This window comes from Pseudomonas sp. Bout1, from assembly GCF_034314165.1.
Classification (GTDB): Bacteria; Pseudomonadota; Gammaproteobacteria; order Pseudomonadales; family Pseudomonadaceae; genus Aquipseudomonas.
This window is the reverse complement of sequence record NZ_JAVIWK010000001.1, coordinates 5,793,362-5,817,842: the sequence shown is the minus strand read 5'-3', so window position 1 is coordinate 5,817,842 and position 24,481 is coordinate 5,793,362. Positions and strand designations below refer to the sequence as shown.

23 protein-coding genes and 1 pseudogene are annotated in these 24,481 nt (G+C 59.7%); 17 read left to right on the top strand and 7 right to left on the bottom strand.

Going from position 1 to position 24,481, the window contains the following annotated elements; all coding sequences use genetic code 11:
- Positions 1-15 precede the first annotated feature (15 nt).
- A complete protein-coding gene (locus RGV33_RS26925) occupies positions 16-633 on the bottom strand; it encodes a DUF1120 domain-containing protein (RefSeq protein WP_322147303.1) in 618 nt (205 codons plus the stop codon).
- A 41-nt stretch (positions 634-674) separates the two neighbouring features.
- A complete protein-coding gene (locus tag RGV33_RS26920) occupies positions 675-1,286 on the bottom strand; it encodes a DUF1120 domain-containing protein (RefSeq protein ID WP_322147301.1) in 612 nt (203 codons plus the stop codon).
- A 436-nt stretch (positions 1,287-1,722) separates the two neighbouring features.
- On the opposite strand from RGV33_RS26920, the gene RGV33_RS26915 reads away from it, so the two are divergent.
- From RGV33_RS26915 to dacB, 8 genes are all read left to right on the top strand, one after another.
- Positions 1,723-2,460: a response regulator gene (locus RGV33_RS26915; protein WP_322147300.1), complete on the top strand. Its 738-nt coding sequence runs from the start codon at positions 1,723-1,725 to the stop codon at positions 2,458-2,460.
- A gap of 201 nt (positions 2,461-2,661) precedes the next feature.
- Positions 2,662-3,297, top strand: a complete 636-nt coding sequence (locus tag RGV33_RS26910) for a response regulator transcription factor (RefSeq protein ID WP_322147299.1) — start codon at positions 2,662-2,664, stop codon at positions 3,295-3,297.
- A gap of 101 nt (positions 3,298-3,398) precedes the next feature.
- Complete coding sequence (locus RGV33_RS26905; protein WP_322147298.1) at positions 3,399-3,914, top strand: nuclear transport factor 2 family protein; 516 nt, start codon at positions 3,399-3,401, stop codon at positions 3,912-3,914.
- A 135-nt stretch (positions 3,915-4,049) separates the two neighbouring features.
- Entirely contained in the window at positions 4,050-4,340 is a 291-nt protein-coding gene (locus RGV33_RS26900; protein ID WP_322147297.1) for a GIY-YIG nuclease family protein, read from the top strand.
- Between the two features lie 76 nt (positions 4,341-4,416).
- Positions 4,417-5,352 carry a glutathione S-transferase family protein gene (locus RGV33_RS26895; protein ID WP_322147296.1) on the top strand — a complete coding sequence of 312 codons (936 nt, stop codon included), beginning with the start codon at positions 4,417-4,419 and terminating at the stop codon, positions 5,350-5,352.
- Positions 5,353-5,462: 110 nt separating this feature from the next.
- Positions 5,463-7,889 carry a TonB-dependent receptor gene (locus tag RGV33_RS26890; protein WP_322147294.1) on the top strand — a complete coding sequence of 809 codons (2,427 nt, stop codon included), beginning with the start codon at positions 5,463-5,465 and terminating at the stop codon, positions 7,887-7,889.
- Positions 7,889-8,926, top strand: coding sequence for a hypothetical protein (locus tag RGV33_RS26885; RefSeq protein WP_322147293.1), 1,038 nt, complete (start codon positions 7,889-7,891; stop codon positions 8,924-8,926). The genes RGV33_RS26890 and RGV33_RS26885 overlap by 1 nt, the downstream gene beginning before the upstream one ends.
- A gap of 54 nt (positions 8,927-8,980) precedes the next feature.
- Positions 8,981-10,441 carry a D-alanyl-D-alanine carboxypeptidase/D-alanyl-D-alanine-endopeptidase gene (dacB, locus tag RGV33_RS26880; RefSeq protein ID WP_322147292.1) on the top strand — a complete coding sequence of 487 codons (1,461 nt, stop codon included), beginning with the start codon at positions 8,981-8,983 and terminating at the stop codon, positions 10,439-10,441.
- 139 nt (positions 10,442-10,580) lie between these two features.
- Here the strand turns inward: dacB and RGV33_RS26875 are convergent, their stop codons facing one another.
- Positions 10,581-11,456: an AraC family transcriptional regulator gene (locus RGV33_RS26875; protein ID WP_322147290.1), complete on the bottom strand. Its 876-nt coding sequence runs from the start codon at positions 11,454-11,456 to the stop codon at positions 10,581-10,583.
- 137 nt (positions 11,457-11,593) lie between these two features.
- Between RGV33_RS26875 and RGV33_RS26870 the strand changes: the two genes are divergently transcribed.
- Complete coding sequence (locus RGV33_RS26870) at positions 11,594-12,505, top strand: DMT family transporter (RefSeq protein ID WP_322147288.1); 912 nt, start codon at positions 11,594-11,596, stop codon at positions 12,503-12,505.
- 136 nt (positions 12,506-12,641) lie between these two features.
- On the opposite strand, the gene norR is transcribed toward RGV33_RS26870, so the two are convergent.
- Positions 12,642-14,186: a nitric oxide reductase transcriptional regulator NorR gene (gene norR, locus RGV33_RS26865; protein WP_322147286.1), complete on the bottom strand. Its 1,545-nt coding sequence runs from the start codon at positions 14,184-14,186 to the stop codon at positions 12,642-12,644.
- Positions 14,187-14,333: 147 nt separating this feature from the next.
- Between norR and hmpA the strand changes: the two genes are divergently transcribed.
- Both hmpA and RGV33_RS26855 read left to right on the top strand, forming a co-directional pair.
- Positions 14,334-15,515 carry an NO-inducible flavohemoprotein gene (gene hmpA, locus RGV33_RS26860; RefSeq protein ID WP_322147284.1) on the top strand — a complete coding sequence of 394 codons (1,182 nt, stop codon included), beginning with the start codon at positions 14,334-14,336 and terminating at the stop codon, positions 15,513-15,515.
- Between the two features lie 260 nt (positions 15,516-15,775).
- Positions 15,776-16,282 carry a disulfide bond formation protein B gene (locus tag RGV33_RS26855; RefSeq protein WP_322147283.1) on the top strand — a complete coding sequence of 169 codons (507 nt, stop codon included), beginning with the start codon at positions 15,776-15,778 and terminating at the stop codon, positions 16,280-16,282.
- Between the two features lie 556 nt (positions 16,283-16,838).
- On the opposite strand, the pseudogene RGV33_RS26850 reads toward RGV33_RS26855, so the two are convergent.
- Positions 16,839-17,053 (bottom strand): annotated as a pseudogene (locus RGV33_RS26850) (hypothetical protein).
- 27 nt (positions 17,054-17,080) lie between these two features.
- Here RGV33_RS26850 and cyoA point away from each other — a divergent pair.
- The 6 genes from cyoA to queC all read left to right on the top strand — a co-directional run bounded on the left by cyoA (position 17,081) and on the right by queC (position 22,778).
- Complete coding sequence (gene cyoA, locus RGV33_RS26845) at positions 17,081-18,022, top strand: ubiquinol oxidase subunit II (protein WP_088424139.1); 942 nt, start codon at positions 17,081-17,083, stop codon at positions 18,020-18,022.
- 3 nt (positions 18,023-18,025) lie between these two features.
- Positions 18,026-20,044 (top strand): cytochrome o ubiquinol oxidase subunit I, encoded by a 2,019-nt coding sequence (cyoB, locus tag RGV33_RS26840; RefSeq protein ID WP_076015659.1) that lies wholly within the window; start codon positions 18,026-18,028, stop codon positions 20,042-20,044.
- A gap of 3 nt (positions 20,045-20,047) precedes the next feature.
- Positions 20,048-20,674 (top strand): cytochrome o ubiquinol oxidase subunit III, encoded by a 627-nt coding sequence (locus RGV33_RS26835; RefSeq protein ID WP_177040736.1) that lies wholly within the window; start codon positions 20,048-20,050, stop codon positions 20,672-20,674.
- Positions 20,674-21,009, top strand: coding sequence for a cytochrome o ubiquinol oxidase subunit IV (gene cyoD / locus RGV33_RS26830; protein WP_003216374.1), 336 nt, complete (start codon positions 20,674-20,676; stop codon positions 21,007-21,009). Before RGV33_RS26835 ends, cyoD begins: the two co-directional genes overlap by 1 nt.
- 11 nt (positions 21,010-21,020) lie before the next feature.
- Positions 21,021-21,908, top strand: a complete 888-nt coding sequence (gene cyoE, locus RGV33_RS26825) for a heme o synthase (protein ID WP_003216376.1) — start codon at positions 21,021-21,023, stop codon at positions 21,906-21,908.
- Positions 21,909-22,085: 177 nt separating this feature from the next.
- Entirely contained in the window at positions 22,086-22,778 is a 693-nt protein-coding gene (gene queC, locus RGV33_RS26820) for a 7-cyano-7-deazaguanine synthase QueC (protein WP_322147281.1), read from the top strand.
- A 40-nt stretch (positions 22,779-22,818) separates the two neighbouring features.
- Here queC and RGV33_RS26815 read toward each other — a convergent pair whose 3' ends face one another.
- Both RGV33_RS26815 and RGV33_RS26810 read right to left on the bottom strand, forming a co-directional pair.
- Positions 22,819-23,715, bottom strand: a complete 897-nt coding sequence (locus tag RGV33_RS26815; protein ID WP_322147279.1) for a queuosine precursor transporter — start codon at positions 23,713-23,715, stop codon at positions 22,819-22,821.
- Positions 23,702-24,307, bottom strand: a complete 606-nt coding sequence (locus RGV33_RS26810; RefSeq protein WP_322147277.1) for a helix-turn-helix transcriptional regulator — start codon at positions 24,305-24,307, stop codon at positions 23,702-23,704. The genes RGV33_RS26815 and RGV33_RS26810 overlap by 14 nt, the downstream gene beginning before the upstream one ends.
- Positions 24,308-24,481 lie beyond the last annotated feature (174 nt).

The window sequence follows — 24,481 nt, the reverse complement described above, 5'->3', positions numbered from 1 at the left end:
GTAAATCCTGGGGGCTTACAGGTATTTCATCTGCAGGGTGACGTGGCCATCCAGAGGGATTTCTTCGAGTATTGTCAGGCGGTCGGCGCTGTTGATCTGGGTATACAGGCGCAAGTCGGCGGTGAAGCGCCTCACGGCAATCGGCACCATGCTGTTGCCGGCGGCGCCGATCGCCGTCAGCGTGAGGGGCCCCAGGCGTACCGACGGTGTCCAACTGACACCTCCGTTGTCAGAGGTCAATGTCCTGGCGGGCGCATCGTCGGCCACCGCGTTGTAAAGGCCAAAGCCGGCGCTGCCGAGCTTTTCGTTGTCGGGGGTCATGCCCAGGCCATGCATGTGATCGTTGATCGCGGAGCTGCCAGCACGGTTATCGATGGTGCTGAAGGCCAGCAGGGTCGAGTTGTTGCACTGGATGCCCAACTGCAACGACTGCGTTGGCAGCGAGGTCGGCCGGTCCGGGGTCAGGTCCTTGGCCGTCATCTTTCCATAGTCCACTACGCCTCCACCGGAGAGCGAGGGTTCGCAGGCATCGGGCGTAATGACGCCCTGGACGACGAGGTCGGTGGTGCTGGCGGCAAACGCCGCGGGTGCAAGCAGCAAAGTGGTGAGAAAGACAACGGACGAGGGCTTCATGGGCGAGCTGACCTTTGGTTGCTGTGGCTAGGGCAAGGGGGTTACAGGTACATCATTTCGATGGTGGCGGAGCCGTCGATGTTGACTTCGTCGCTCAGGTCCATGCCATCGGTCCTGGCGATCAAGGTGGCGACTTCCAGGCCCATGGTCAGGTCCTCGGTTGGGCGTGGCAGGACACCGTCCGTGCTCACGGAGTAAAGGCCGAAGTCTTCCATCCAGTTTTGCGGCTCCCACGTGGTGCCGTTGTCGTAGGAAGCGATCGGCTGCACGGTGTCGCCATCAGCCACCGGCGTGCGCATCGTTACCGTGAACATCCCAAGCTTTTGACTGTCGTTGATAAAGCCCAGGCCAAAGCCGCTGGTTGATGCCGAGCCGCGACGGTTATCCACAGTCTTCAGGCCGAACGCGATCGGCGCATCGCAATTGACCTCCAGTTGCAGGGTGTAGGTCGGAAGGCGGGTGTAGCCGGTCGGGTTCAGATCCTTCGCTGACATTTTGCCGTGATCGACGATCCCGCCACTGGACAGGGTTGGGGTGCACGCATTCGGCGTGATGATGCCTTTGACGGTCAGGTCGACAGTGCTGGCCGCAAACGCAGGGGCTGTGCCGGTGATCAGCAGGGCGCTGGCAAGGGCGATGAGGTGCTTGTTCATGGTGTGTGGTCTCGGGAACGTCAACTGACCGGAGCGTTGGGTCAGTACAGATTGCGGGTCGCCATATGAGATGGCGGGTTGCCCTTTTGGGGTGGGGCGCAATTTAGCGTTCAGGTCGAGTGCGGGAAATACAACAAATACGACATTCCGGAGACCGGGGAATCCTTACTGGATCAAGTCGGAATAGTTGATTTCGCGTGTAGGAAAAAATGCTTTTTCGTAGTATTTGTATCGCCTCAAATACGCTCATATGGATAGCTTCTCTTCGGAACGGGTGCCAAAAGCGCGCCCTTATCTGAAGACATGCCAGTCACTCGGATGGCCAGTCTGTTTCCATATCGAGGTGGTCATGAGGCCAAGCGTTCTTGCAGGCGATGACCCAATAAAGCAAACGGTGCCATGGCGCCCACCTCCTTCCCACTGGAAACATTTAAGTGTGCTGGTGGTTGAAGACCATCAGGCCTACCGTGCGCTGATGGGCTGGTTTTTACAGAAGTTCGAGCTGGCGCATGAGCTGGTCGGTGATGGGCAGGCGGGCTTGACTGCGTTCTCCCGCAAGCATTTTGACCTGGTGATCAGCGACTGCCGGATGCCCGTACTGGATGGCTACAGCATGGCCCGGGAGATTCGCCGCCGGGAGGCGACGCACGGGCGTGGCCGTGTCCCGATCATCGCCGTGACCGCCAAACTGGGAGCCGAGGATGCCAGGCGCTGCCTTGAGGCCGGCATGGATGCCTGGGTGCTCAAGCCTCTTTCGCTGGAGCGGTTGCGCGACTTGCTCGAAAGCTGGTTGCCGCTGCCGCCCGATGCAGCAAGCTTGCCCGCTACCGTTACCCCTGCGGCAAGCCAGCCCTGGCCCACCCGGGCCGACCTGATCCAGACCTTTGGCGACACGCAGGTCGTGGACCAGATGCTGCGCAGTTTGGTGCTGGAAGCCGATGCGGACTACGCCAGGTTGCTCAATGCCGGGCGTACCCTGGATAAATACGCGATGATCGAATGCCTGCATCGTTTGGCCGGGAGCCTGGCGTTTCTGGGCGGCACTGAACTTGACGGGCGAGCGGCGCAGTTGATCGAGCAGGTGCGCAAGAACGGTGTTCAAGGCAGCCGGCAAGCGTTGCAACAGTTTGAAAAGGACGTGGTGGTCTACCTGCGTTATTTGACATATTTATGACAGTTTTGGATTTTTTGTAGGAGGCATTACCTTGATTTGTAGCTTTGTTTTGTAAGGGAATTCTTTTTATTTTGTAGGCATTGAAGTCTTTCACTAAAAACACGGGGGCGAGGCGAAATTGGGCGCAGGCTGCACGGTTGTTGCCTGGAACGCTCGCGGGTATTTTGGCGTGAATCAATTTGCCATTACTCATGGATGCCTATGTTTCGCGTAATTATTGCTGACGATCACCCCATTGTTCGTATCGGGCAGAGGGTAGTGATCGAGGCCAATGGCAGGTGCAAGGTGGTCGGTGAGGCCAACGGCCCTGACGAGTTGCTGCGGGTGTTGAGCGTGACGCCGTGTGATGTGCTGGTCACCGACTTCGTCATGCCGGGCGACCTGCAAGCCGATGGCTACGGGTTGCTCGGCCTGCTGCAGCGCCAGTACCCCACGTTGCCGGTGATTCTGGTGACCATGTTCGCCAACATCGCCACCCTGCGTGCCTCCTTCGCCCAGGGCGCGCAGGCCATTGTGGCCAAGAGCGCGTCGGCCAAGGAATTGCCCACCGCAATCAGGGAGGTCTGTGAGGGCAAGACCTTTGTCAGTGAGTGCCTGCGGGCCCAGTTGGCCCAGGCCGGCACCGGGGACCAGTCACAGACCCCGCAACTGTCCGACAAGGAGCGCGAAGTGGTGCGCATGCTGGCCAGCGGCATGACCGTCAGCCAGATTGCCGCACGCGTCAATCGCAGCATTTCCACCATCAGCAAGCAGAAAAGTACCGCCATGCACCGGCTGTGCATTTCCACCGATGTGGACTTGTTCGCCTATGCTCGTAGCTGCGGGATGGTGCCCTGACCCTCATGGGGCTGATATTCCCGGCATCAATGTCGATAGTGTTCAGGGGCCTTGGGGATTATCGTACCCGGCCCCCCCAATTCCTTTTGCGGAACCTGCCCATGAGCGACGCGCATAACGTCCTGATCACCGAATTTTACAGCGCGTTTCAGCGCCTGGACGCCGAGGCCATGAGCGCCTGCTACACCGACGATGTGGTGTTCAGCGACCCGGCCTTCGGTGAGTTGCGTGGCCGTGATGCCGGCGACATGTGGCGCATGCTCACCACCCGCGCCAAGGACTTTTCCCTGACCTTCGACAGCGTGCGCAGCGACGAAATCACCGGCAGCGCGCACTGGGTGGCGACCTACCTGTTCAGTGCCACCGGCAACACCGTGGTCAACGATATCCAGGCGCGCTTTGTGTTTCGCGATGGCAAGATCTGTGAGCACCACGACCACTTCGACCTGTGGCGCTGGTCGCGCCAGGCGTTGGGCACCAAAGGGCTGTTGCTGGGCTGGACACCCCTGGTGAAAAACGCCGTGCGCGCCCAGGCGTTGAAAGGGCTGAAGGCGTTCCAGGCCCGTGGCGAGGGGGCTTGTCCCCCGTTGGGCCGCGAAGCGGCCCCAGAAAGGTAATTGCGGCCTTTTCAGAAGGACCGCGATTGCTGATTAGGGCCGCTTCGCGGCCCAACGGGGGACAAGCCCCCTCGCCACAGGACATGGAGGCATTGATAAGATGCGTGTTCTTCTCTTGTGGTGTCGGAACGGATTGTGAATAGCGCTTCTGAAGTTGTGCCTGTCGAAGCCAAGCCGTGGTTTGTCTACCTGGTGCGTGCCGCCAATGGCTCGCTCTATTGCGGCATCAGCAATGACCCGGTGCGCCGTTTTGCCTCTCACCAGAGCGGCAAGGGCGCACGGTTTTTCCTGTCCAGCCCGGCGGTCGCGCTGGTGTATACCGAAGCGTGTGCGAGCAAGGGCGAGGCGCTGCGCCAGGAGCGGCTGATCAAGAAGTTGAAGAAAAGCGCCAAGGAATGCCTGGCGGCCACCGGCGTATCAATTTGACTGATGGGTTCCCATCACGCCAAACGACGGTGTGGCGAGCTAAGCTACACGTCCACTTGTTTTAGCGGAGTCCAGCATGTCCGAGTTGATTCTTCACCATTACCCGACATCCCCGTTCGCGGAAAAAGCTCGCCTGCTGCTGGGCTTCAAGGGCTTGTCCTGGCGTTCGGTGCACATCTCGCCGGTGATGCCCAAGCCCGACCTGACCGCGCTCACCGGCGGCTACCGCAAGACTCCCGTGCTGCAGGTCGGCGCTGACATCTATTGCGACACCGCGCTGATTGCCCGGCGCCTTGAGCAGGAAAAATCCTCGCCGGCCCTGTTCCCGCTCGGCCAGGAAGCGATCACCCGCACATTCGCCGCGTGGGCCGATTCGGTGGTGTTTGCCCATGCCGTCAGCCTGGTGTTCCAGCCCGAGTCGGTAGCGGTGCGTTTTGCCAAGTTGCCACCCGAAGCGATCAAGGCGTTTATCGCCGACCGTAGCGCGTTGTTCAGCGGTGGTTCGGCGACGCGCATTCCGGCGGAACTGGCGCGCCATCAATGGCCGGCGATCATGGCGCGGCTGGAGCAACAGCTGCAGCGTGAATCGGGGGACTTCCTGTTTGGCGAGCCGTCGATTGCCGACTTCTCCCTGGCCCATCCCCTGTGGTTTCTCAAGGCCACACCCGTGACGGCGCCGCTGGTGGACGCCTATCCCGCCGTTTCGGCATGGTTGGGCCGGGTGTTTGGTTTCGGCCATGGCACCTCCAGCGAAATGACCTCGGAACAGGCACTGGAGGTGGCTCGCAACGCGGCACCGGCGGCCTTGCCTGAAGAGTTGTTCGTCGACCCGAACGGCTTTAAAGCCGGCCAGCAGGTGACCGTCTCTGCGACCGATTACGGTGTCGACCCGGTAGCGGGCGAACTGCTGTTTACCGGCAGTGAAGAGCTGATTGTGCGACGCACCGACGAGCGGGGCGGCACTGTGCACGTGCACTTTCCGCGCTTCGGGTTTCGGATCCAATCGGTGTAACCGAAATTATTTTCAAAACGATGTGAGGTAAAGCTGTCGGCCATCCGTGTAGTGCTTGAAACTGCGATTAATTCGCATTAACAGCGTTTTTACACACGGGTTCTCAAAGCATGAAGTCCAGGGCAACGTCGGCGGGTTTGGTTAAACAGTGGCTGGGAGCCTCGGTATTGGCGGTTTCGGGGCTGGCGCTGCTGCCCTTGGGCATGGCGCAGGCGGCCGAGGCGCAGCAACAGAGCACCGTGTTCAACTTTGCCCTGGCCGCCAAGCCGTTGCCCCAGGCCTTGAGCGACTTCACCCGGGTGACCGGCATCAGCGTGGTCTACACCGACGAAGCGCCCTACGCCATCAAGGCACCGGCGATCACCGGGCAGATGAGTGCAACCCAGGCCATGCAGCGCCTGTTGGGCAATTCCGGCTTCACGTTCCGCCAGATCGACGCCCGCACCCTGGCCCTGGAACCGTTGCCCACCGAAGGCGCGCTGAACCTCGGCGCTACCACCATCAACGGTACCGCCCAGCCGTCGGACACCACCAGTTATCAGCCGCCGCCGACCAGTTCGGTGATGCGTTCCCATGGCTTGCTGCTGGAAACTCCACAAACCGTTAACGTCGTCCCGGCCCAGGTGATTCGCGATCAACAGCCGCGTAACCTCGACGATGCCCTGGCCAATGTCAGCGGCATCACCCAGGCCAATACCTTGGGCAGCACCCAGGACGCGGTGATGCTGCGCGGGTTTGGCGATAACCGTAACGGTTCGATCATGCAGGACGGCATGCCGGTGGTGCAGGGCCGCGCGCTGAACTCCACCGCCGAGCGCGTCGAAGTGCTCAAGGGCCCGTCGTCATTGCTGTACGGCATTCAGGACCCGGGCGGCGTGGTCAATATCGTCAGCAAGAAGCCCGAGTTGATCCAGTCCACCTCGCTGACCGTGCGCGGCTCGACCTTTGGTGACGGCAAGAACGGCAGTGGCGGCAACCTCGACACCACCGGGCCGATCGGTGACAGCGGGTTGGCGTACCGCTTGATCGTTGATCATGAAGACGAAGATTACTGGCGCAACTTCGGCACCCACCGCGAGAGCCTGATCGCCCCCTCGCTGGCCTGGTATGGCGACAGCACCAAGCTGTTGTTTGCTTACGAGCATCGGGAGTTTCTCTCGCCGTTCGACCGCGGCACCGCCATCGATCCCAAGACCAACCACCCACTTGATATCCCGTCCACGCGCCGCCTGGACGAGCCTTTCAACAACATGGAAGGCCGCTCCGACCTGTACCGCTTCGAAGCCGACCATGACCTGAATGACGATTGGAAAGCCCACTTCGGCTACAGCTGGAACCGCGAGACCTACGATGCCAGCCAGGTGCGTGTGGTAAAGGTCAACAGCAACGGTACCCTGACGCGCAGCATGGACGGCACCCAGGGCGCGCTGACCACGGACCGCTTCGCCACCGCCAGCCTTGAAGGCAAGGTGAACGTCGCCGGGATGCAACACGACCTGACCTTCGGCCTGGATGACGAGTACCGCAAAATCTACCGCGCCGACCTGATCCGCCAGTCGCCCCGGGGTACGTTCAACTACAACGACCCGGTCTACGGTAACGAAGTAGCGGGCACCACAGTCAGCGCGCCGGACAGCAACCAGATGGATCTGTTGCGCAGCGACTCGCTGTTCATGCAGGACGCGATCCACCTCACCGACCAATGGATTGTGGTGGGCGGTGCGCGCTATCAGATGTACGACCAATATGCGGGCAAGGGCGTGCCGTTCACCGCCAACACCGACGGCAATGGCCAGAAATGGGTGCCGCGTGTGGGCCTGGTATACCGCTATACCGACGAGCTGTCGTTCTACGGCAGTTACACCGAGTCGTTCAAACCCAACTCCACCATCGCGCCGCTGGCGAACAAAACGATACTGGATGGCAGCCTTGAGCCGGAGCAATCGAAGTCCTGGGAGTTGGGCACCAAACTCGACATGCCGGGCCGCATCACGGCCAGCGCGGCGCTGTTCAACATCGAAAAGCGTAACGTGCTGGTGCAAGTGGGCGATGGCCTGACGGCGGTCTACAGCGTTGCCGGCAAGGTGCGTTCCCGTGGCCTGGAGCTGGATGCCAGCGGTCAGTTGACGGATAAGTGGAGCGTGATCGGCAGCTATGCGTACACCGATGCTGTTGTCACCGAAGACCCGGACCTGAAGGGCAACCGCCTGCAAAACGTCGCGAAGAACACCGGTTCGCTGTCGGCGGTTTACGACTTTGGCAGCATCCTCGGTGGCGATCAGTTGAGGGTTGGCGCGGGTGCACGGTATGTCGGCGAGCGTTCGGGCGACGCGGCCAACAGTTTCGACCTGCCGGGTTACACCGTGGCCGATGCGTTCGCTACCTATGACACCAAGGTCGACGGGCAGAAGGTCAAGTTCCAGCTCAACGTGAAGAACCTGTTTGACCGTACCTATTACACCTCGGCCGTGAATACCCAGTTCGTGTCCATCGGTGATGCCCGCCAAGTGTCTGTTTCAAGCACCCTGGAGTTCTGATGAAGCCTTGGTTATTCGCAGCCTTGCTGCTCAGTGGCACCGCGTTGGCCGATGACGCCACCTACCATCGCGAGCACCGGGTGACGCTGCCCGGTTCCGCCCACAGCTGGGGCTTTGTCGGGCTGGACCCGACCAGGCCCTATCTGTTCCTGGCCCGCCGGGAAAACGGCCTGAGCGTGTTCGATGTGAAGCAGCAGCGCCTGGTCGAGACGGTGGCGCAGTCCGAAGGTGCGAATGGCGTGGTGTTCGTGCCCGAAGTCGACCGCGTGTTTGTGCTCAACACGGATGGCAGCTTGAGTGTGGTGCAGTTATCCACACTCAAATTCCTTAAGCGTATTGCGGTGGCGCAAAGCAACCTGAACAGCGCGGTGTATGAACCTTCGACCGGCAAGGTAATTATCGTCAGTGGACGTAGGGCGGACCGTTCGACGTTGTTTGAATTCGATCCCAGGCAGGAGCGAATCACCGGCGCCCATGAGCTGGCGGTAAAGAAAATCGACCCGCTGCTGGTCAAGGGCGACGGCAGCTTCTTCCTGCCGATGCGCGATGAAGGCAAGGTCGCCCGGTATTCGGCGAGCACCTTTGCGCTGCTCGATACCTGGCAGTTCGCCGATTGCCCCAAACCCAGCGCCCTGGCCCAGGACGTGGCGCGCCAGCGGCTGTTCGTGGCGTGTCGCGGTGAGTCGCCGGTGTTGATCGTCGCCGACCGGGAAACCGGTGAAGTAAAGGCGAAGCTGGCGATCACCCGTGACGTCAACGCCCTGGCCTACGACGAGCAGCACCGGCGGTTGCTGATCCCCAGTGGCGTCGATGCCAACCTGACACTGGTGGATCAACAGGATGCCGATCACTACGCCGTGCGCGCCAGCGTCAGCACTTTGCCGATGGCCTACAACATGGCGTTCGACCCGGCGAGCCAGCGGGTATACCTGCCGGCCATGGACTTTACCCAGCCGGCTCCGAGCAAGGCCGAGCCCAAGCCAGACCCGCTGTTTCACGCCAATACATTTTCCGTAACCACCCTGGGCCTTGATTGACCGGGAGGAATTGCACAAGCTGCGCACTCTCCAAATTCAAGGAATGCCAGGTTTATGCGGTTGGGACGATGGACACACGCCGGCGGGCTGCTGCTGGGCTTGAGCTTGTTGCTGGGCGGTTGCGCCACGGCGCCGACAACTTCCACCCGCGACACCCTCGACCAGTTGCTGGCCGACCCGGCGCTGCACGGTGCCAGCGTGTCACTGATGGTGCGCGATGCCCACAGCGCCAGCACGCTCTACCAACACAACCCGCGCACGCGGCTCACCCCAGCCTCCAGCCTCAAGTTGCTGACCACGGCGGCGGCAATGGATGTGTTGGGGCCGCAGTATCGGTTCTCCACACAGCTGTTGAGCGACGGCCCCCGCCAGGGCGCGGTGCTTAACGGCAACCTGTACCTGCGAGGCCTGGGCGACCCGAGCATCCAGTGGGCCGATTACCAGGCACTGGCGGCCAGCCTGGCGCAACAGGGCATCCAGCAAGTGCGCGGCGATTTGGTGTTCGATGACACCTTTTTCGACGCCGAGCGCCTGGGCACCGACTGGTCCCAGGACGACGAAAGCACCTATTACGGCGCGCAGATTTCGGCGCTGACGGTGTCGCCCAATACGGATTTTGACGCGGGCTCCCTGCTGGTCACGGCCAAGGCCCCGGTTGCGGTGGGCCACCCGGTGACGGTGGATATCAGCCCGGCGACCGACTACGTGCAGCTCAGTAACCGTGCGGTCAGTGGCGCGGGTAACAGCTATGGGATCAATCGCCAGCATGGCACCAACCTGTTGCGCCTCAGCGGCGCATTGGCGCCGGGCAAGCAGAGTCGGCAATTGGTCAGTGTGTGGGAGCCGACGCAACTGGTGGCCAATCTGTTTGGGCAGGCGTTGGCAGAGCAGGGGATTAGCGTGCAAGGGCGTCGGATGATCTGGGGTGTGACTGCGCCCACGGCGACGGTGCTCGCGATGCATGAGTCGGCGCCGTTACAGGAATTGATCACGCCATTGCTCAAGCTTTCCAACAACAACATGTCGGAAGCCTTGCTCAAGGCCATGGGGCGCAAGACCGCCAATGCCGGGACGGCTCAGGCGGGGGTGGCGGCGGTGGCCGGCTTCCTCAAGCGCCAGGGAATTGATACGGCGACGTTAAACCAGGTGGACGGTTCGGGGTTGTCCCGGCGTAACCTGGTGTCGTCGCAGAACCTCACGGACCTGCTGCTGGCTGCCAGCAAACAGCCGTGGTTCAACGCCTGGTACAACGCGTTGCCGGTTGCCGGCAATCCGCAGCGGATGGTGGGCGGCAGTTTGCGCTATCGCCTGCGGGACACGGCAGCGCAAAACAACCTGCACGGCAAGACCGGCTCCATGAGCGGCGTGTCGTCATTGACCGGTTATGTCACCGATGCCAAGGGCCGCCAGCTGGTGTTTTCGATGGTGACCAACAATTACGTGGTCGAGGGCGCACGCATCAAGGCACTGGAAAACCGCCTGGCCACGGCACTGGCCAACAGCACGGACTATTGAGCGCTGAAGATCAAATGTGGGAGTGGCTTGCCTGCGATGCAGACGCCTCGGTATGTCAGATACACCGAGGTGATGCCATCGCAGGCAAGCCAGCTCCCACATTCTCAGATTCCATTGCTTGATTTACTTGAGTTGTAGCTCAAGGCAGGAAGGCGTGGCGGTATTCACCCGGCGTCGCCCCCATCGCCTGGCGAAACCGGTTGGTAAAGTGGCTGGCACTGGAAAACCCGCACGCCAGCGCAATCTCGCCCAACGGCAACGCCCCTCCACGCAACAGCTCCCGGGCGCGGGCCAGTCGTCGCGCCAGCAGGTATTGGTGGGGCGGCAGGCCGAAACTCTCGCGAAACATCCGCGCAAAGTGGTACTCCGACAATGCACACAAGCCTGCCAGTTGCCCGAGGCTGACCGGCTCGGCCAACTGCTGGTCGATGTACTCCACCAGTTGCCGGCGTTGATGGGCGGCGAGCCCGCCTTTCAAGCGCAAACCCTCACGCATTCCAACCTGGCTGAGTAGGGCATGACTGAGCAGTTCATGAGCCAGGCTGCTGGTCAGCAAGCGTTCAGCGGGCTCTTTCCAGTTCAGGCTGATCAGTTGGTGAAAGCGTAGGGCCTGCTGGGCATCGTCCAGGAACGTGCTCTCACGCAGCAGCAACTCGCGCGGCTCACGGTCCAGTAATGTCACGCAACCCAGGGCGAATTGCTCGGGGCTGAAATACACGTGGGCCAGGCGGATCTCGCCGTTGATCACCCACGCCGACTGATGGTCGGCGGGCAGGATGCACAGTTTGTCGGGGCCGCCCTTGGTGCCGGGTTGGTCGCGGCGAAAAGTGCCGGTGCCGCCGCCGATGTAGCACGACAGTGTGTGGTGGTCGGGGGCTTGGTAATCCTGGGCGTCATGATGGTTGCTCCACAAGGCTGCAGACAAGCCGTCACCGAGCTCGGCGCACAGCTCAAGGCGAGCATTGGGCGAGCGGTTGAGGGATTGAAAGACTTGCAGGGTTTCCAGTGGCGGCATATTCGTACTCTCTGACGGCTTGCATCCTACTCCCAGCAGCGGCGGCTGTGCGCCCGGCAGCCGACAAAAGCGCAAGAATGTGCAAGAGGCCTGGTGCTGCCCGGTGGGAAACTGTGGCTCAACCCTCGGAGCCCGACATGAACCTTTTCCTGTATTTACTCACCGTACTGATCTGGGGCACCACGTGGATTGCCCTCAAGTGGCAATTGGGGGTGGTAGCGATTCCGGTGTCGATCGTCTATCGCTTTGGCCTCGCAGCGCTGGTGCTGTTCGTGATGTTGCTACTCAGCCGCAAGCTGCAGGTGATGAACCGCCGCGGGCATTTGATCTGCCTGGCCCAGGGCCTGTGCCTGTTTTGCGTCAACTTCATGTGCTTCCTGACCGCCAGCCAGTGGCTCCCCAGCGGCCTGGTGGCGGTGGTGTTCTCGACGGCCACTTTGTGGAACGCGTTGAACGCCCGGGTGTTCTTCGGCCAGAAGGTAGCGCGCAATGTATTGATGGGCGGCGGCCTTGGCTTGCTGGGCCTGGGGCTGTTGTTCTGGCCTGAATTGGTGGGGCACACCGCCAGCCCGCAAACCTTGCTCGGCCTGGGCCTGGCGTTGCTCGGCACCCTGTGTTTCTCGGCGGGCAACATGCTGTCGAGCCTGCAACAGAAAGCCGGCCTCAAGCCGCTGACCACCAATGCCTGGGGCATGGCCTATGGCGCCTCGATGCTGGCGATGTACTGTGCGGTGCAGGGCATTCCGTTCGACATGGAATGGAACAGCCGCTATATCGGTTCGTTGCTGTACCTGGTAATCCCGGGCTCGGTGATTGGGTTTACCGCCTACCTGACGTTGGTCGGCCGCATGGGCCCGGAGCGGGCGGCGTATTGCACCGTGCTGTTCCCGGTGGTGGCACTGAACGTCTCGGCCTTTGCCGAGGGCTATCAGTGGACGGCGCCGGCGTTGGGAGGGTTGGTGCTGGTGATGCTGGGGAATGTGTTGGTGTTTCGTAAGCCCAAGGCTAGTGCGCCGATCAGTCCAATCTACAAGGCGAAGCAGATCTGACTGTGGGGTGGGCTTGTGTGGGAGCCGGGCTTGCCCGCGATAGCATCACCTCGGTGCGGCTGAAGGACCGAGGTGCCTGCATCGCAGGCAAGCCAGCTCCCACAGTGGATCTCCTTTGCCTGGGAATCACCGTTCGCTACTTCAGGCCGAGTCGCTTGGCCATCCGTCCCAGGTTGGCCCGGTCCAGGCCCAGCTCGCGGGCCGCGCTGGCCCAGTTGTGCTGGTGGCGCTCCAGGCAAGCGCTGATGACCTGGCGCTGGTAGTTCTCGGTGGCCAGGCGCAGGTCGCCGGTCACCTCTGGCACGGCGTCGGGTTGCTCTGCAATCGGTGGCGCAGACACATCAGGCAAGTCCAGGTCGGCCGCACTCAGGCTGAGAATCTTCGGCCGTTCCCGGCAGTTGCCCAGGGCTTTCAAGGCGCTGCGGCCGATCAGGTGTTCCAGTTCGCGCACATTGCCAGGCCACATATAGGCCAGCAGCGCCGCCTGCGCGTCGCTGGTCAGGCGCAGGCTGCCCAAGCCCATGCGTGAGCGATTCTGTTCGAGGAAAAAACCGGCCAGGAGCAGCACGTCGCGACCCCGCTCGCGCAGCGCCGGGACTTGCAGCGGGTACACACTCAAACGGTGGTAGAAGTCGGCGCGATAGCGGCCGCTGCGCACTTCTTCGGCCAAGTCGCGGTTAGTGGCGGCGATCAGGCGTACATCCACCTGATGCTCCTTGTCGGACCCCAGGCGCTGCAACTGACCGCTTTGCAGCACCCGCAGCAGCTTGGCCTGCACGGTGAGGGACAACTCGCCCACTTCATCCAGAAACAGTGTGCCGCCATTCGCCAGTTCGAATTTGCCACGGCGTTCATTCAGCGCGCCGGTAAACGCCCCACGCACGTGGCCGAACAGCTCGCTTTCCACCAGGGTTTCCGGCAGGGCGGCGCAGTTGAGGCTGATCAGCGGTTTTTCGGCGCGGGATGAGGCGGCGTGGATCGCCTGGGCCACCAGCTCCTTGCCCACGCCGGTCTCGCCGGTGATCAACACTGTGAGGTCGCTGCCGCCCACCAGGTTGATTTCTTCCACCAGACGCTTGTGGGTCTTGCTCTGGCCGATCATTTCCTTGTGCTGCTGGCCGCTGGCCTGGCGGTAGATTTCGGCGCGCTGGTGTTCGTCTTCGGCACGCAGGGCCAGGCGTTCGATGCGCTCGGCCACGTTGACGGTCGCGGCGGCGAGGCTGGCGAAAGCTTGCAAAGCGTCCAGTTCCACCCGCTCGAAGCGTTCGGTGTCGAGGGCGTCGAGGGTCAGCAGGCCCCAGGGCTGGTCGTCGACAAACAGCGGGCAACCCATGCAGTCGTGAACTTCCAGGTGCCCGTGCAAGCCGTCCACCAAACCGTCGTAGGGGTCGGGCAGTTCGCTGTCGCTGTCAAAACGGGTAGGGCCGGCACTGCTGAGTAGCACGCCGAAACGCGGGTGCTCGCTGACCTTGAAACGCCGGCCGAGGGTGTCGGTGCTCAAGCCGTCCACCGCCAGCGGCACCAGCCATTCTCCGTCCAGGCGCAGCAGGGCGGCAGCATCGCAGGGCAGCAGGGCGCGCATGGCCTGGAGCAGGCGCCGATAGCGCTCGCCTTCGGGCAGCTCGCGGGACAGGTCGGCAACCAGGGGCAGCAGGGTGGTGAGCAGTGGCTTCGCAGTCATAATGACTCCTTATAGTCATAGTGACTATAAGGTGTAGGAAGTCAAACTGACTACAATAATTTCAACCTATTGATTTATAAGATTTTAATAGTTGGCACGGATACTGAGTAGTAAAGGGCATTCAGTAAGAAGACTCAGGAGTCTGCCATGCTTAGTGCCCAAGACCGTGCCATCGTCAAATCCACCGTGCCTCTGCTGGAAAGTGGCGGCGAAGCGCTGATCACCCATTTCTACCGCATGATGCTGTCCGAGTACCCGCAAGTGCGCCCGCTGTTCAACCAGGCGCACCAGGCCAGCGGCGACCAGCCTCGCGCCTTGGCCAACGGTGTGTTGATGTACGCCCGGCATATCGACCAACTGGACCAGTTGGGCGACCTGGTGGCGAAGATCATCAACAAGCACGTGGCCTTGCAGATTTTGCCGGAGCATTACCCGATCGTGGGTACCTGCCTGCTGCGGGCGATTAGCGAAGTGCTGGGCAGCGAAATCGCCACCCCTGAAGTGATGGCGGCGTGGGGCGCTGCCTATGGCCAGTTGGCCGACATCCTGATCGGTGCCGAAGCGGCTATCTATAAAGAGAAGGAAGAGGCGCCGGGCGGCTGGCGCGGTGCGCGTTCGTTCACGCTGGTCAAGCGGGTGGAGGAGAGCGCGGAAATCATCTCGTTCTACTTCGCGCCTGTGGATAACGGCCCGATCCTCGCCGCCGAGCCAGGGCAATACATCGGCATGAAGCTGCTGCTCGATGGCGAGGAAGTGCGCCGCAACTACTCCCTGTCGGCGCGTGGCGACTCGGGCCAGTACCGTATCAGCGTCAAGCGCGAGGCCGGTGGCCGGGTGTCCAATTACCTGCATGACCAGTTTCAGGTAGGCGCGACCATTGACCTGTTTCCACCTTCGGGGGAGTTCACCCTGGCGGCCAGCGACAAGCCGTTGGTGCTGATCAGCGGTGGCGTGGGCATCACGCCGACCTTGCCGATGCTCGAAGCGGCCTTGGCCACCGAGCGGCCGATTCACTTTATCCACTGCGCGCGCAATGGCGGGGTGCATGCGTTCCGCGAGTGGGTGGATGGCCTGGCGGCGCAGCATCCGCAGCTCAAGCGCTTCTATTGCTATGCCGAAGATGATGGCGTGAGCCCGGCGGCGGACAAGGTTGGCATGCTGAGTCAGGAGCAACTGGCGGCGTGGTTGCCTATGGAGCGGGATGTGGACGCGTACTTCCTGGGGCCTAAGGGCTTCATGGCGGCGATCAAGCGTCACCTCAAGGCCCTGGGTGTGCCGGAGAAGCAGAGCCGGTATGAGTTTTTTGGGCCGGCGTCGGCCCTGGAATAGGATTTAACCGATACACCGGGTCGGGCCCATCGCGGGCAAGCCCGGCTCCCACATTTGACTGGGTTGCCCAGGCAAACACTGTCCAATGTGGGAGCCGGGCTTGCCCGCGATGGCGTCAGTACATTCACAACATTTTCCCTGATTAATCTCCTGTTAATGCCTCCTGTTTAAACCTCCACACGCCAACTGCTCAACTTTCACCTCCCGCGTGTAAACTTGCGGCCATTGGCACAACCACAATTGGCTAAAGGGAAACGGGGATGATCGACGAATTGCGTTTGGGCAGGGAGCGACGCTTTCTGGTACTGCTGGGCATTATCTGCCTGGCGCTGATCGGCGGGGCGCTGTACATGCAGGTGGTATTGGGCGAGGCGCCATGCCCGCTGTGCATCCTGCAACGTTATGCCTTGCTGCTGATCGCGATCTTCGCCTTCGTCGGTGCCGCCATGCGCACCCCTCGCAGCGTCACGCTGTTTGAAGTGCTGGTGACACTCAGCGCCCTCGGTGGCGTCGCCGCCGCCGGCTATCACGTGTACATCCAGTACTTTCCGAAGGTCAGCTGTGGCATCGATGTGCTGCAACCGATTGTCGATGGCTTGCCGCTGGCCTCGGTGTTTCCCCTCGGTTTCCAGGTCGACGGCTTCTGTGAGACGCCTTACCCGCCCGTGCTCGGCTTGTCCCTGGCCCAATGGGCGCTGGTGGCCTTTGTACTGACGGTGATCCTGGTACCGCTGGGCATTTACCGTAATCGCCAGAGCAAAGCCTAAGCCGTAGACACGCAAACGCCCCGGCCTTCCTTTATGAAGGCCGGGGCGTTTTTGTTTGTAGGCATTTGTGAAGAGGCCGTGACGCGGGGCAAGTTTGGGTGTGCGCAGCATGCGACATGTTGTCACACGGAAGCTGTCGCAGGAGGTTTCTGACGCCCGTAAACGCGCCGAAAATTTGCAGAAAACCCCGATTTGTGGCTGTCAGTTCGTCGTCTGGCCCACGCCGCGCGTGGCGTGCGGTCTGTGACAGCGCCTGATGTCCGAATGCCTTGTTTTCAGGGCACTTGGATCCGTTTTCGATGCCCTTACGACCTGTAGGGGATGTGGCAAAATGCCCAATAACACGGCATTTTTTGTGGTTTTTGTCGAGAATCAAACGCGATACGATCGCGGACCTTTGCAATAATGGTGAAGGATTATTGCTGGAAACGATAAAAATTATTTCTGGATAAGACATGGTTTATACATCGCTAGCTAACTACAATCGCCCGCACTGAATGTCCGGTGCTGCTCACTCCTGAGCAAACTAGGGCGGTCGAGAGGCGGATGTAACGTTTCATGCGACCCCAGGTGCCGGCAGCTTTTCAACTATCCGCACCAAATGGAATTGGTCTGTAACAAGGCCTTTGACCAACGAATTCGAATAAGAACTCACCGCTAGCCCGGGACGTGTCGATTCGCGCAAGGTGCGACGGGCAGGCCCTTATTCAATCGAAGAGAAATGCCAACCCTTGGCAGGGTGAAGTGTTGGCGATCAAAACCCAACTGCATTGCGCAAGCTGCTTTAGAGGTCGTGAGATGAGTAAAAACAGGTACCCCCGATTACTAGGCTTTTTGCCGCTGCTCGGCATGCTCTTAATGCTGGGAGGCTGCAAGTGGACCTTGCTCGACCCTAAAGGTCAGGTCGGTCTGGATCAACGAAACCTGATCATCACCGCCACCCTGCTGATGCTGTTGGTCGTGGTGCCCGTGATCATCATGACGTTCGCATTCGCCTGGAAATACCGTGCGTCGAACACCAGCGCAACCTATGCGCCGAAGTGGTCGCACTCCACCAAGATCGAAATCGCGGTGTGGCTGGTGCCGATCCTCATCATCATCGCCCTGGGTTACATCACCTATAAGTCGACCCATGAGCTGGACCCGTACCGTCCGCTGGACTCCGACGTCAAGCCGATCAACATCGAAGTGGTCGCGCTGGACTGGAAGTGGCTGTTCATCTACCCGGACCTGGGTATCGCCACTGTGAACCAGATCCGGTTCCCGGAGAACACCCCGCTTAACTTCCGAATCACCTCCGATGCCGTGATGAACTCGTTCTTCATCCCTGCACTGGGCGGCCAGATCTACGCGATGGCAGGCATGCAGACTCGCCTGCACCTGATCGCAAACGAGAAAGCTGAAATGGAAGGCATCTCCGCCAACTACAGCGGTGCTGGCTTCACCGGCATGAAATTCAAAGCGATCTCGACAAGCCAGGAAGATTTCAACGCCTGGGTAGCCGAAGTCAAGGCCGCACCTAAACAGCTTGATCAAGCTGAATACGAAGCCCTTGCCAAACCGAGCCAAAACAACCCAGTCGCCCTGTACTCCACGTACGAGCCGGACCTGTTTCAGAAAATCGTCGACAAGTACGAAGGTATGAAACCAGGCAAGCCGATCGAGCACGAGAAGAAAGAAGTGGCCGCGGTTGAAGGTTCTGACACGGGCTCGCATTCAACTGCTGGGGCAGAGGAGTAAACGATGTTTGGTAAATTAAGTTGGGATGCGGTCCCGTTCCACGAGCCGATCGTGATGGTGACCATCGCCATGATCGCGCTGGGTGGTCTGGCACTGTTTGCAGGTATCACTTACTTCAAGAAGTGGACCTACCTGTGGACCGAGTGGCTGACTTCGGTCGACCACAAGAAAATCGGCGTCATGTACGTCATCGTTGCCATGGTCATGCTGCTGCGTGGTTTTGCCGACGCCATCATGATGCGTACCCAGTTGGCCATGGCCACCGAGGGTTCGCCGGGCTACCTGCCGCCTGAACACTATGACCAGATCTTCACCGCCCACGGTGTGATCATGATCATCTTCATGGCGATGCCTTTCTTCACCGGCCTGATGAACCTTGCCTTGCCGCTGCAGATCGGTGCGCGTGACGTTGCGTTCCCGTTCCTGAACTCCTTGAGCTTCTGGCTGCTGGTGTCCGGCGTGGTACTGATCAACCTGTCCCTGGGCGTCGGCGAATTCGCCAAGACCGGTTGGGTTGCGTATCCGCCGCTGTCGGGCCTGGCCTACAGCCCTGGCGTGGGTGTGGACTACTACATCTGGGCGCTACAGTTATCAGGACTCGGGACGACACTGACGGGGGTCAACTTCCTGGCCACCGTCTTGAAAATGCGCGCCCCGGGCATGAAGCTGATGGACATGCCGATCTTCACCTGGACCTGCACCTGGGCCAACGTACTGATCGTCGCTTCGTTCCCGATCCTGGCTGCAACCATGGCGTTGCTGTCGCTTGACCGTTACCTGGATTTCCACATTTTCACCAATGAACTTGGTGGCAATCCAATGATGTACGTGAACCTGTTCTGGGCATGGGGTCACCCTGAGGTGTACATCCTGATCCTGCCAGCGTTCGGTATCTTCTCTGAAGTGATCTCGACCTTCTCGGGCAAGCGCCTGTTCGGTCACCACTCGATGATCTACGCCTCGGGCGCGATCTCGGTGCTGGGCTTCATGGTTTGGCTGCACCACTTCTTCACCATGGGTTCGGGGGCCAGCGTCAACGCGTTCTTCGGACTGGCGACGATGCTGATTTCTATCCCGACGGGGGTGAAGCTATTTAACTGGCTATTCACCATCTATCACGGTCGTCTGCGTATCACCAGCCAGGTTCTCTGGACCCTGGGCTTCATGGTGACCTTCGCAATCGGCGGCATGACCGGCGTACTGCTGGCCATCCCGGGTGCTGACTTCGTACTGCACAACAGCCTGTTCGTAATTGCTCACTTCCATAACGTGATCATCGGCGGCGCAGTATTCGGCTACATCGCAGGCTTCAGCTTCTACTTCCCGAAAGCGTTCGGCTTCAAGCTGCACGAAGGCTGGGGCAAGGCTGCATTCTGGTTCTGGATCTCGGGCTTCTTCGTCGCGTTCATGCCGCTCTACGCTTTGGGCTTCATGGGCATGACCCGTCGTCTGAACGCCACCACCAACCCTGAGTGGGTACCGTACCTGTACGTTGCCATGTTCGGTGCGGTGATGATCGCGGTCGGTATCGCCTGCCAGTTGATTCAGCTGTATGTCAGCGTGCGTGATCGCAAGCAGAACATGTGCGAATCCGGCGACCCATGGAATGCTCACACCCTGGAATGGTCGACCTCCTCGCCACCGCCGTTCTACAACTTTGCCGTACTGCCTAAGGCTGACAGCATCGATCCGTTCACCGAAGCCAAGGAAGACGGTACTGCGTACCAGAAGCCAACGCATTACGAGCCGATCCACATGCCTAACAACACCGCTACCGGCGTTGTGATGGGCGCGCTGTTGACCGTGTTCGGTTTCGCGATGATCTGGCACATCTGGTGGCTGGCCATCGTCAGCCTGGTGGGCACCATCGGCTACTTCATCGTTCACGCTGCCCGTGATGACCAAGGCTACATGGTGCCGGTCGACGTGATCGAACGCATCGAAGCCGAGCAACACGCTCGCCTGGTTGCCGAGAAGAAGATCCCGGCCAACCGTGTTGAAACCTCGTTGGAACAGGCTTAAACCATGTCGAACTTAGTGACCAATGCTGGACACGCCCATGTCGATGACCATGGGCACGATGACCATCACCACGACTCGGGGCCAATGACCGTCTTCGGTTTCTGGCTCTACCTGATGACCGACTGCATCTTGTTTGCGTCGATCTTCGCGGTGTACGCGGTACTGGTAAACAACGTAGCGGGTGGCCCATCGGGCCACGACATCTTCGAACTGCCTTACGTGCTCGGCGAAACCGCCTTGCTGTTGTTCAGCTCGATCACCTACGGCTTCGCCATGCTGGCCTTCTACAAGGGCAGCAAGAAAGGCGTCCTGAGCTGGTTGGCACTGACCTTCCTGTTCGGCCTGGGCTTCATCGGCATGGAGGTCAACGAGTTCCACCTGCTGATCTCCGAAGGTTACGGCCCGCACCGTAGCGGCTTCCTGTCGGCGTTCTTCACGCTGGTAGGCACCCACGGTCTGCACGTATCCGCCGGTCTGATCTGGATGGCGACCATGATGTATCAGGTCAACAAGCATGGCCTGACCAACACCAACAAGACTCGCCTGAGCTGCCTGAGCCTGTTCTGGCACTTCCTGGACGTGGTCTGGATCTGCGTCTTCACCGTTGTCTACCTGATGGGGACTCTGTAATGGCTAATGCACATTCCCATGACAGCCACGATGACAGCCACGGCAGCGTCAAGTCGTACGCCATCGGCTTCATCCTGTCGGTCATCCTGACGCTGATCCCGTTCGGCCTGGTGATGTACCCAACCTTGCCGAAGTCGATCACCTTGATGATCGTGCTGGCGTTCGCGGTGATTCAGGTTCTGGTTCACCTGGTGTACTTCCTGCACCTGGACCGTTCGAAGGCGCAGCGCGATAACGTGATTGCGTTCGTGTTTGCAGGCTTGGTAATCCTCCTGCTGGTTGGCCTGTCGGTATGGATCATGTTCAGCATCCATACGTTCATGATGGCGAAGTGAGGTAAGACCCGATGTCGCTTAAGCACTTTATCCAAATCACCAAACCGGGGATCATTTTCGGTAACGTGCTTTCTGTGGCAGGCGGTTTCTTCCTGGCCTCCAAGGGGCATGTCGATCTGGCCATTTTCCTGGCTGCGATGATCGGCACGTCCCTGGTGGTAGCTTCCGGTTGTGTATTCAACAACTGCATCGACCGCGATATCGACATCAAGATGGAGCGCACCAAGAATCGTGTGCTGGTCCAGGGCCTTATCTCCCTGAAACTGGCACTGATCTTCGCGACCATTCTGGGTATCGCAGGCGTGGTGTTGTTGTACAAGGTGGCCAACCCGCTGGCGGCGCTGTTTGCCGTGATCGGCTTTGTCATCTACGTCGGCTTCTACAGCCTGTACCTCAAGCGCAAGTCGGTTCACGGCACGCTGGTGGGCAGTCTGTCGGGGGCGATGCCGCCGGTGATTGGTTATGTGGCTGTGACCAATAGCTTCGACATGGCCGCGCTGGTGCTACTGGTGATGTTCAGCCTGTGGCAGATGCCGCACTCCTATGCCATCGCGATCTTCCGTTTCAACGACTACCTGGCTGCCTCGATTCCGGTTCTGCCGGTCAAGCGTGGCATCAAGGTCGCCAAGAAACACATCCTGCTCTACATCCTGGCCTTCCTCGTGGCGACCTTGATGTTGACCTTCAGTGGCTACGCCGGCATGAGCTACCTCGCCGTTGCCGCCGCCATGGGCATGTACTGGTTGTACATGGCCTGGACCGGCTACAAGGCGGTGGATGACACCGTCTGGGCACGCAAGCTGTTCGTCTTCTCGATCTTCACCATCACTGCTTTGAGCGTGATGATGTCCCTGGACTTCCAGGTGCCGAAAGAGTTGCTGCTGACGTACGCTCACTGAGTGGATGAAGTAGAAAAAGCCCCGCCTTCGTGAGAAGCGCGGGGCTTTTTTGTAGGAGCGAGCTTGCTCGAGAAAAACCAGAAGGCGCCGCGTTAAACCAGATACGCTGCGTTATCATTGACGTTTTTCGCGAGCAAGCTCGCTCCTACACATGTGATAAATGCAGGAAGCAACGTGATGAGTAAAAAAGCCGTTATCGTATTCAGTGGTGGGCAGGACTCGACAACCTGCCTGATCCAGGCGCTGGCGCTGTATGACGAAGTGCATTGCATTACCTTTGATTATGGCCAGCGGCATGTGGCGGAAGTTGAAGTCGCACAGAAACTCGCCAAACAACTGGGTGCCACCGTTCACAAGGTAATGGACGTGTCGCTGTTGAACGAACTGGCCATCAGCAGCCTGACCCGTGACAACATTCCGGTGCCCACGGTGAACAGTTCAGGCGAAAGCCTGCCGAGCACCTTTGTGCCGGGCAGGAACATTCTGTTTTTGACCCTGGCAGCGATTTACGCCTACCAGGTGAAGGCAGAAACCGTGATTACCGGCGTGTGCGAAACCGACTTCTCCGGCTATCCCGATTGCCGGGATGAGTTCGTCAAGGCCCTGAACAAAGCGCTGCAACTGGGCATGGAATACGACGTGCGCCTGGAAACCCCGCTGATGTGGCTGAACAAGGCCGAGACCTGGGCCCTGGCCGACCATCACAACCAGCTGGACCTGATCCGCAACCAGACCCTGACCTGCTACAACGGCATTATCGGCACGGGCTGTGGTAACTGCGATGCGTGCAACCTTCGCGCGCGGGGCTTGAACGACTACCTGGAAAACAAGGCCGCCGTCATGCAGAGTTTGAAAAGCAAACTGGCATGATGCCGAGCGTTCCCGTGCCGGGCGTGGGAACGCTCACCAATCAGTTACCTTGTGGCTGGGCCTGGTTATCGCCCGTGATGTAGCGCTTGAACAGCGAGCGGGCCCCATAGGCCGGCAGGATGTTGAAGAACGCAAAGCAGACTTTGATCGCGATCTGCACGTAGATCATGTTCAGCAGGTCGCTGGTCTGCATGGCGCCGTAGAACGCGATGAAGCAGAACAGGAAACTGTCGATAATCACCGCGAAAAAAGTACTCAGGAAAATCCGCAGGAACAGGTACCTGGAATTGGTCAGCTCCTTGATCTTGCACAGCAGGTACGAGTTTATGTTCTCCGACACCAGGAACGAAACCGAGGAGGCGATCAACACCGACGACACCTGGATGATCACGTCGTTGTACGGCCCGTCGAGTTTCCAGCCTGGCAGCCCGGGGAGGAAGGTCGAGCCGTAGAGCAGGACAATAATCATCGCGTTGCTGGCAAACGCAAACAGGATGGCCCGTCTCGCCAGGCGCAGGCCGAACTGCTCGTTGAGCAAGTCCACGATTAGAAACGTCAGTGGGTAAAGGAAGGTCCCGGGCGTGACGATAATGCCCAGCGACTCCAGGTAAATGGGTTTGGTCGCGGCAATACTGGTAAAGATATAAAACGTAAAGAGCAGCAAGTTCAGGATGATATAAATCATCCATGAATTCTCATTGCGGTCATTGAGGTCGTACGCAGTCAGCGCGCCGCCCTGTGAATAGAACTTCTTGTACATGTTCTTGACTTCCATTTTATTTAAATTGTCCATGATTTCGCTGTTCAGCACTTCGCTCAGTTTTATCCGAATGATCTTGCCCGTGGCGATGACCATGATCACCGCCAGGCTCTTGTCATTCTCGAAGCCCAGCAGTTTGTATTTACTGTTCTCGGCTTCGCCTTCATACGTGGTCATTGAAACGCTCCTCGATAATATCTCCCACCACACAGATACGATCCGAGCTCACGCAGGCTTCATCCGTGATAAACAGTTTTTTGGTTACGCGGTCGTACACCAGCTTTTCCTTATCGTCGCTGGATGAGCCCTTCTGCACGATCAGCAGGTCGCCAGGCTCATTCACCCCCGGAATTTCACGCTCCAGCAACACACCGATCAGGTTGTAGGATGTGCCGAAGTAGTAGGTCAGCGGGTACAGCGTGGCCAGTTCGCCAATGCGCTTGTCCATGCTCGTTATCACCAGGCTTTCCTTGATGATGGGCACGGCAGCGGGGTTCATATTTCCCTGGGGGGAAATACTGCTGTCGATGATTTCTTTCTCTTCAAAATCGAGGGTTTCGATTTCTTCATAAGAGACGCCAAAGAAATCCGAGATCTTGCGGATGGTGGACTGCTGGACGTTGACGACCTTGCCTTCCAGGATGTTGTAGATCGTGGTCCGGGTCAGGCCGGCCGCGGTGCACAACGACAGCTGCGTCTCTCCGCGGCTTTTGATCAGGTATTTGATGTTGCTCTTCAAATACTCGGTGCGTTCTTTTCTATGGATCAAGTGCCCACCACTTCCTTATGTTTTTCACAGAGCGTCCATGTTGCGCTGGGTGCGGGCTGCGCCGCGGCGCGAAGTGTTGCATGCGCCCGCTACAAGAATAAAGACCGTGATCAGCTTTTTGGCGATTGGCCAGCATCCCGCCAGGGAAAACCGCGGCTTGTCCCTCTGTGATCA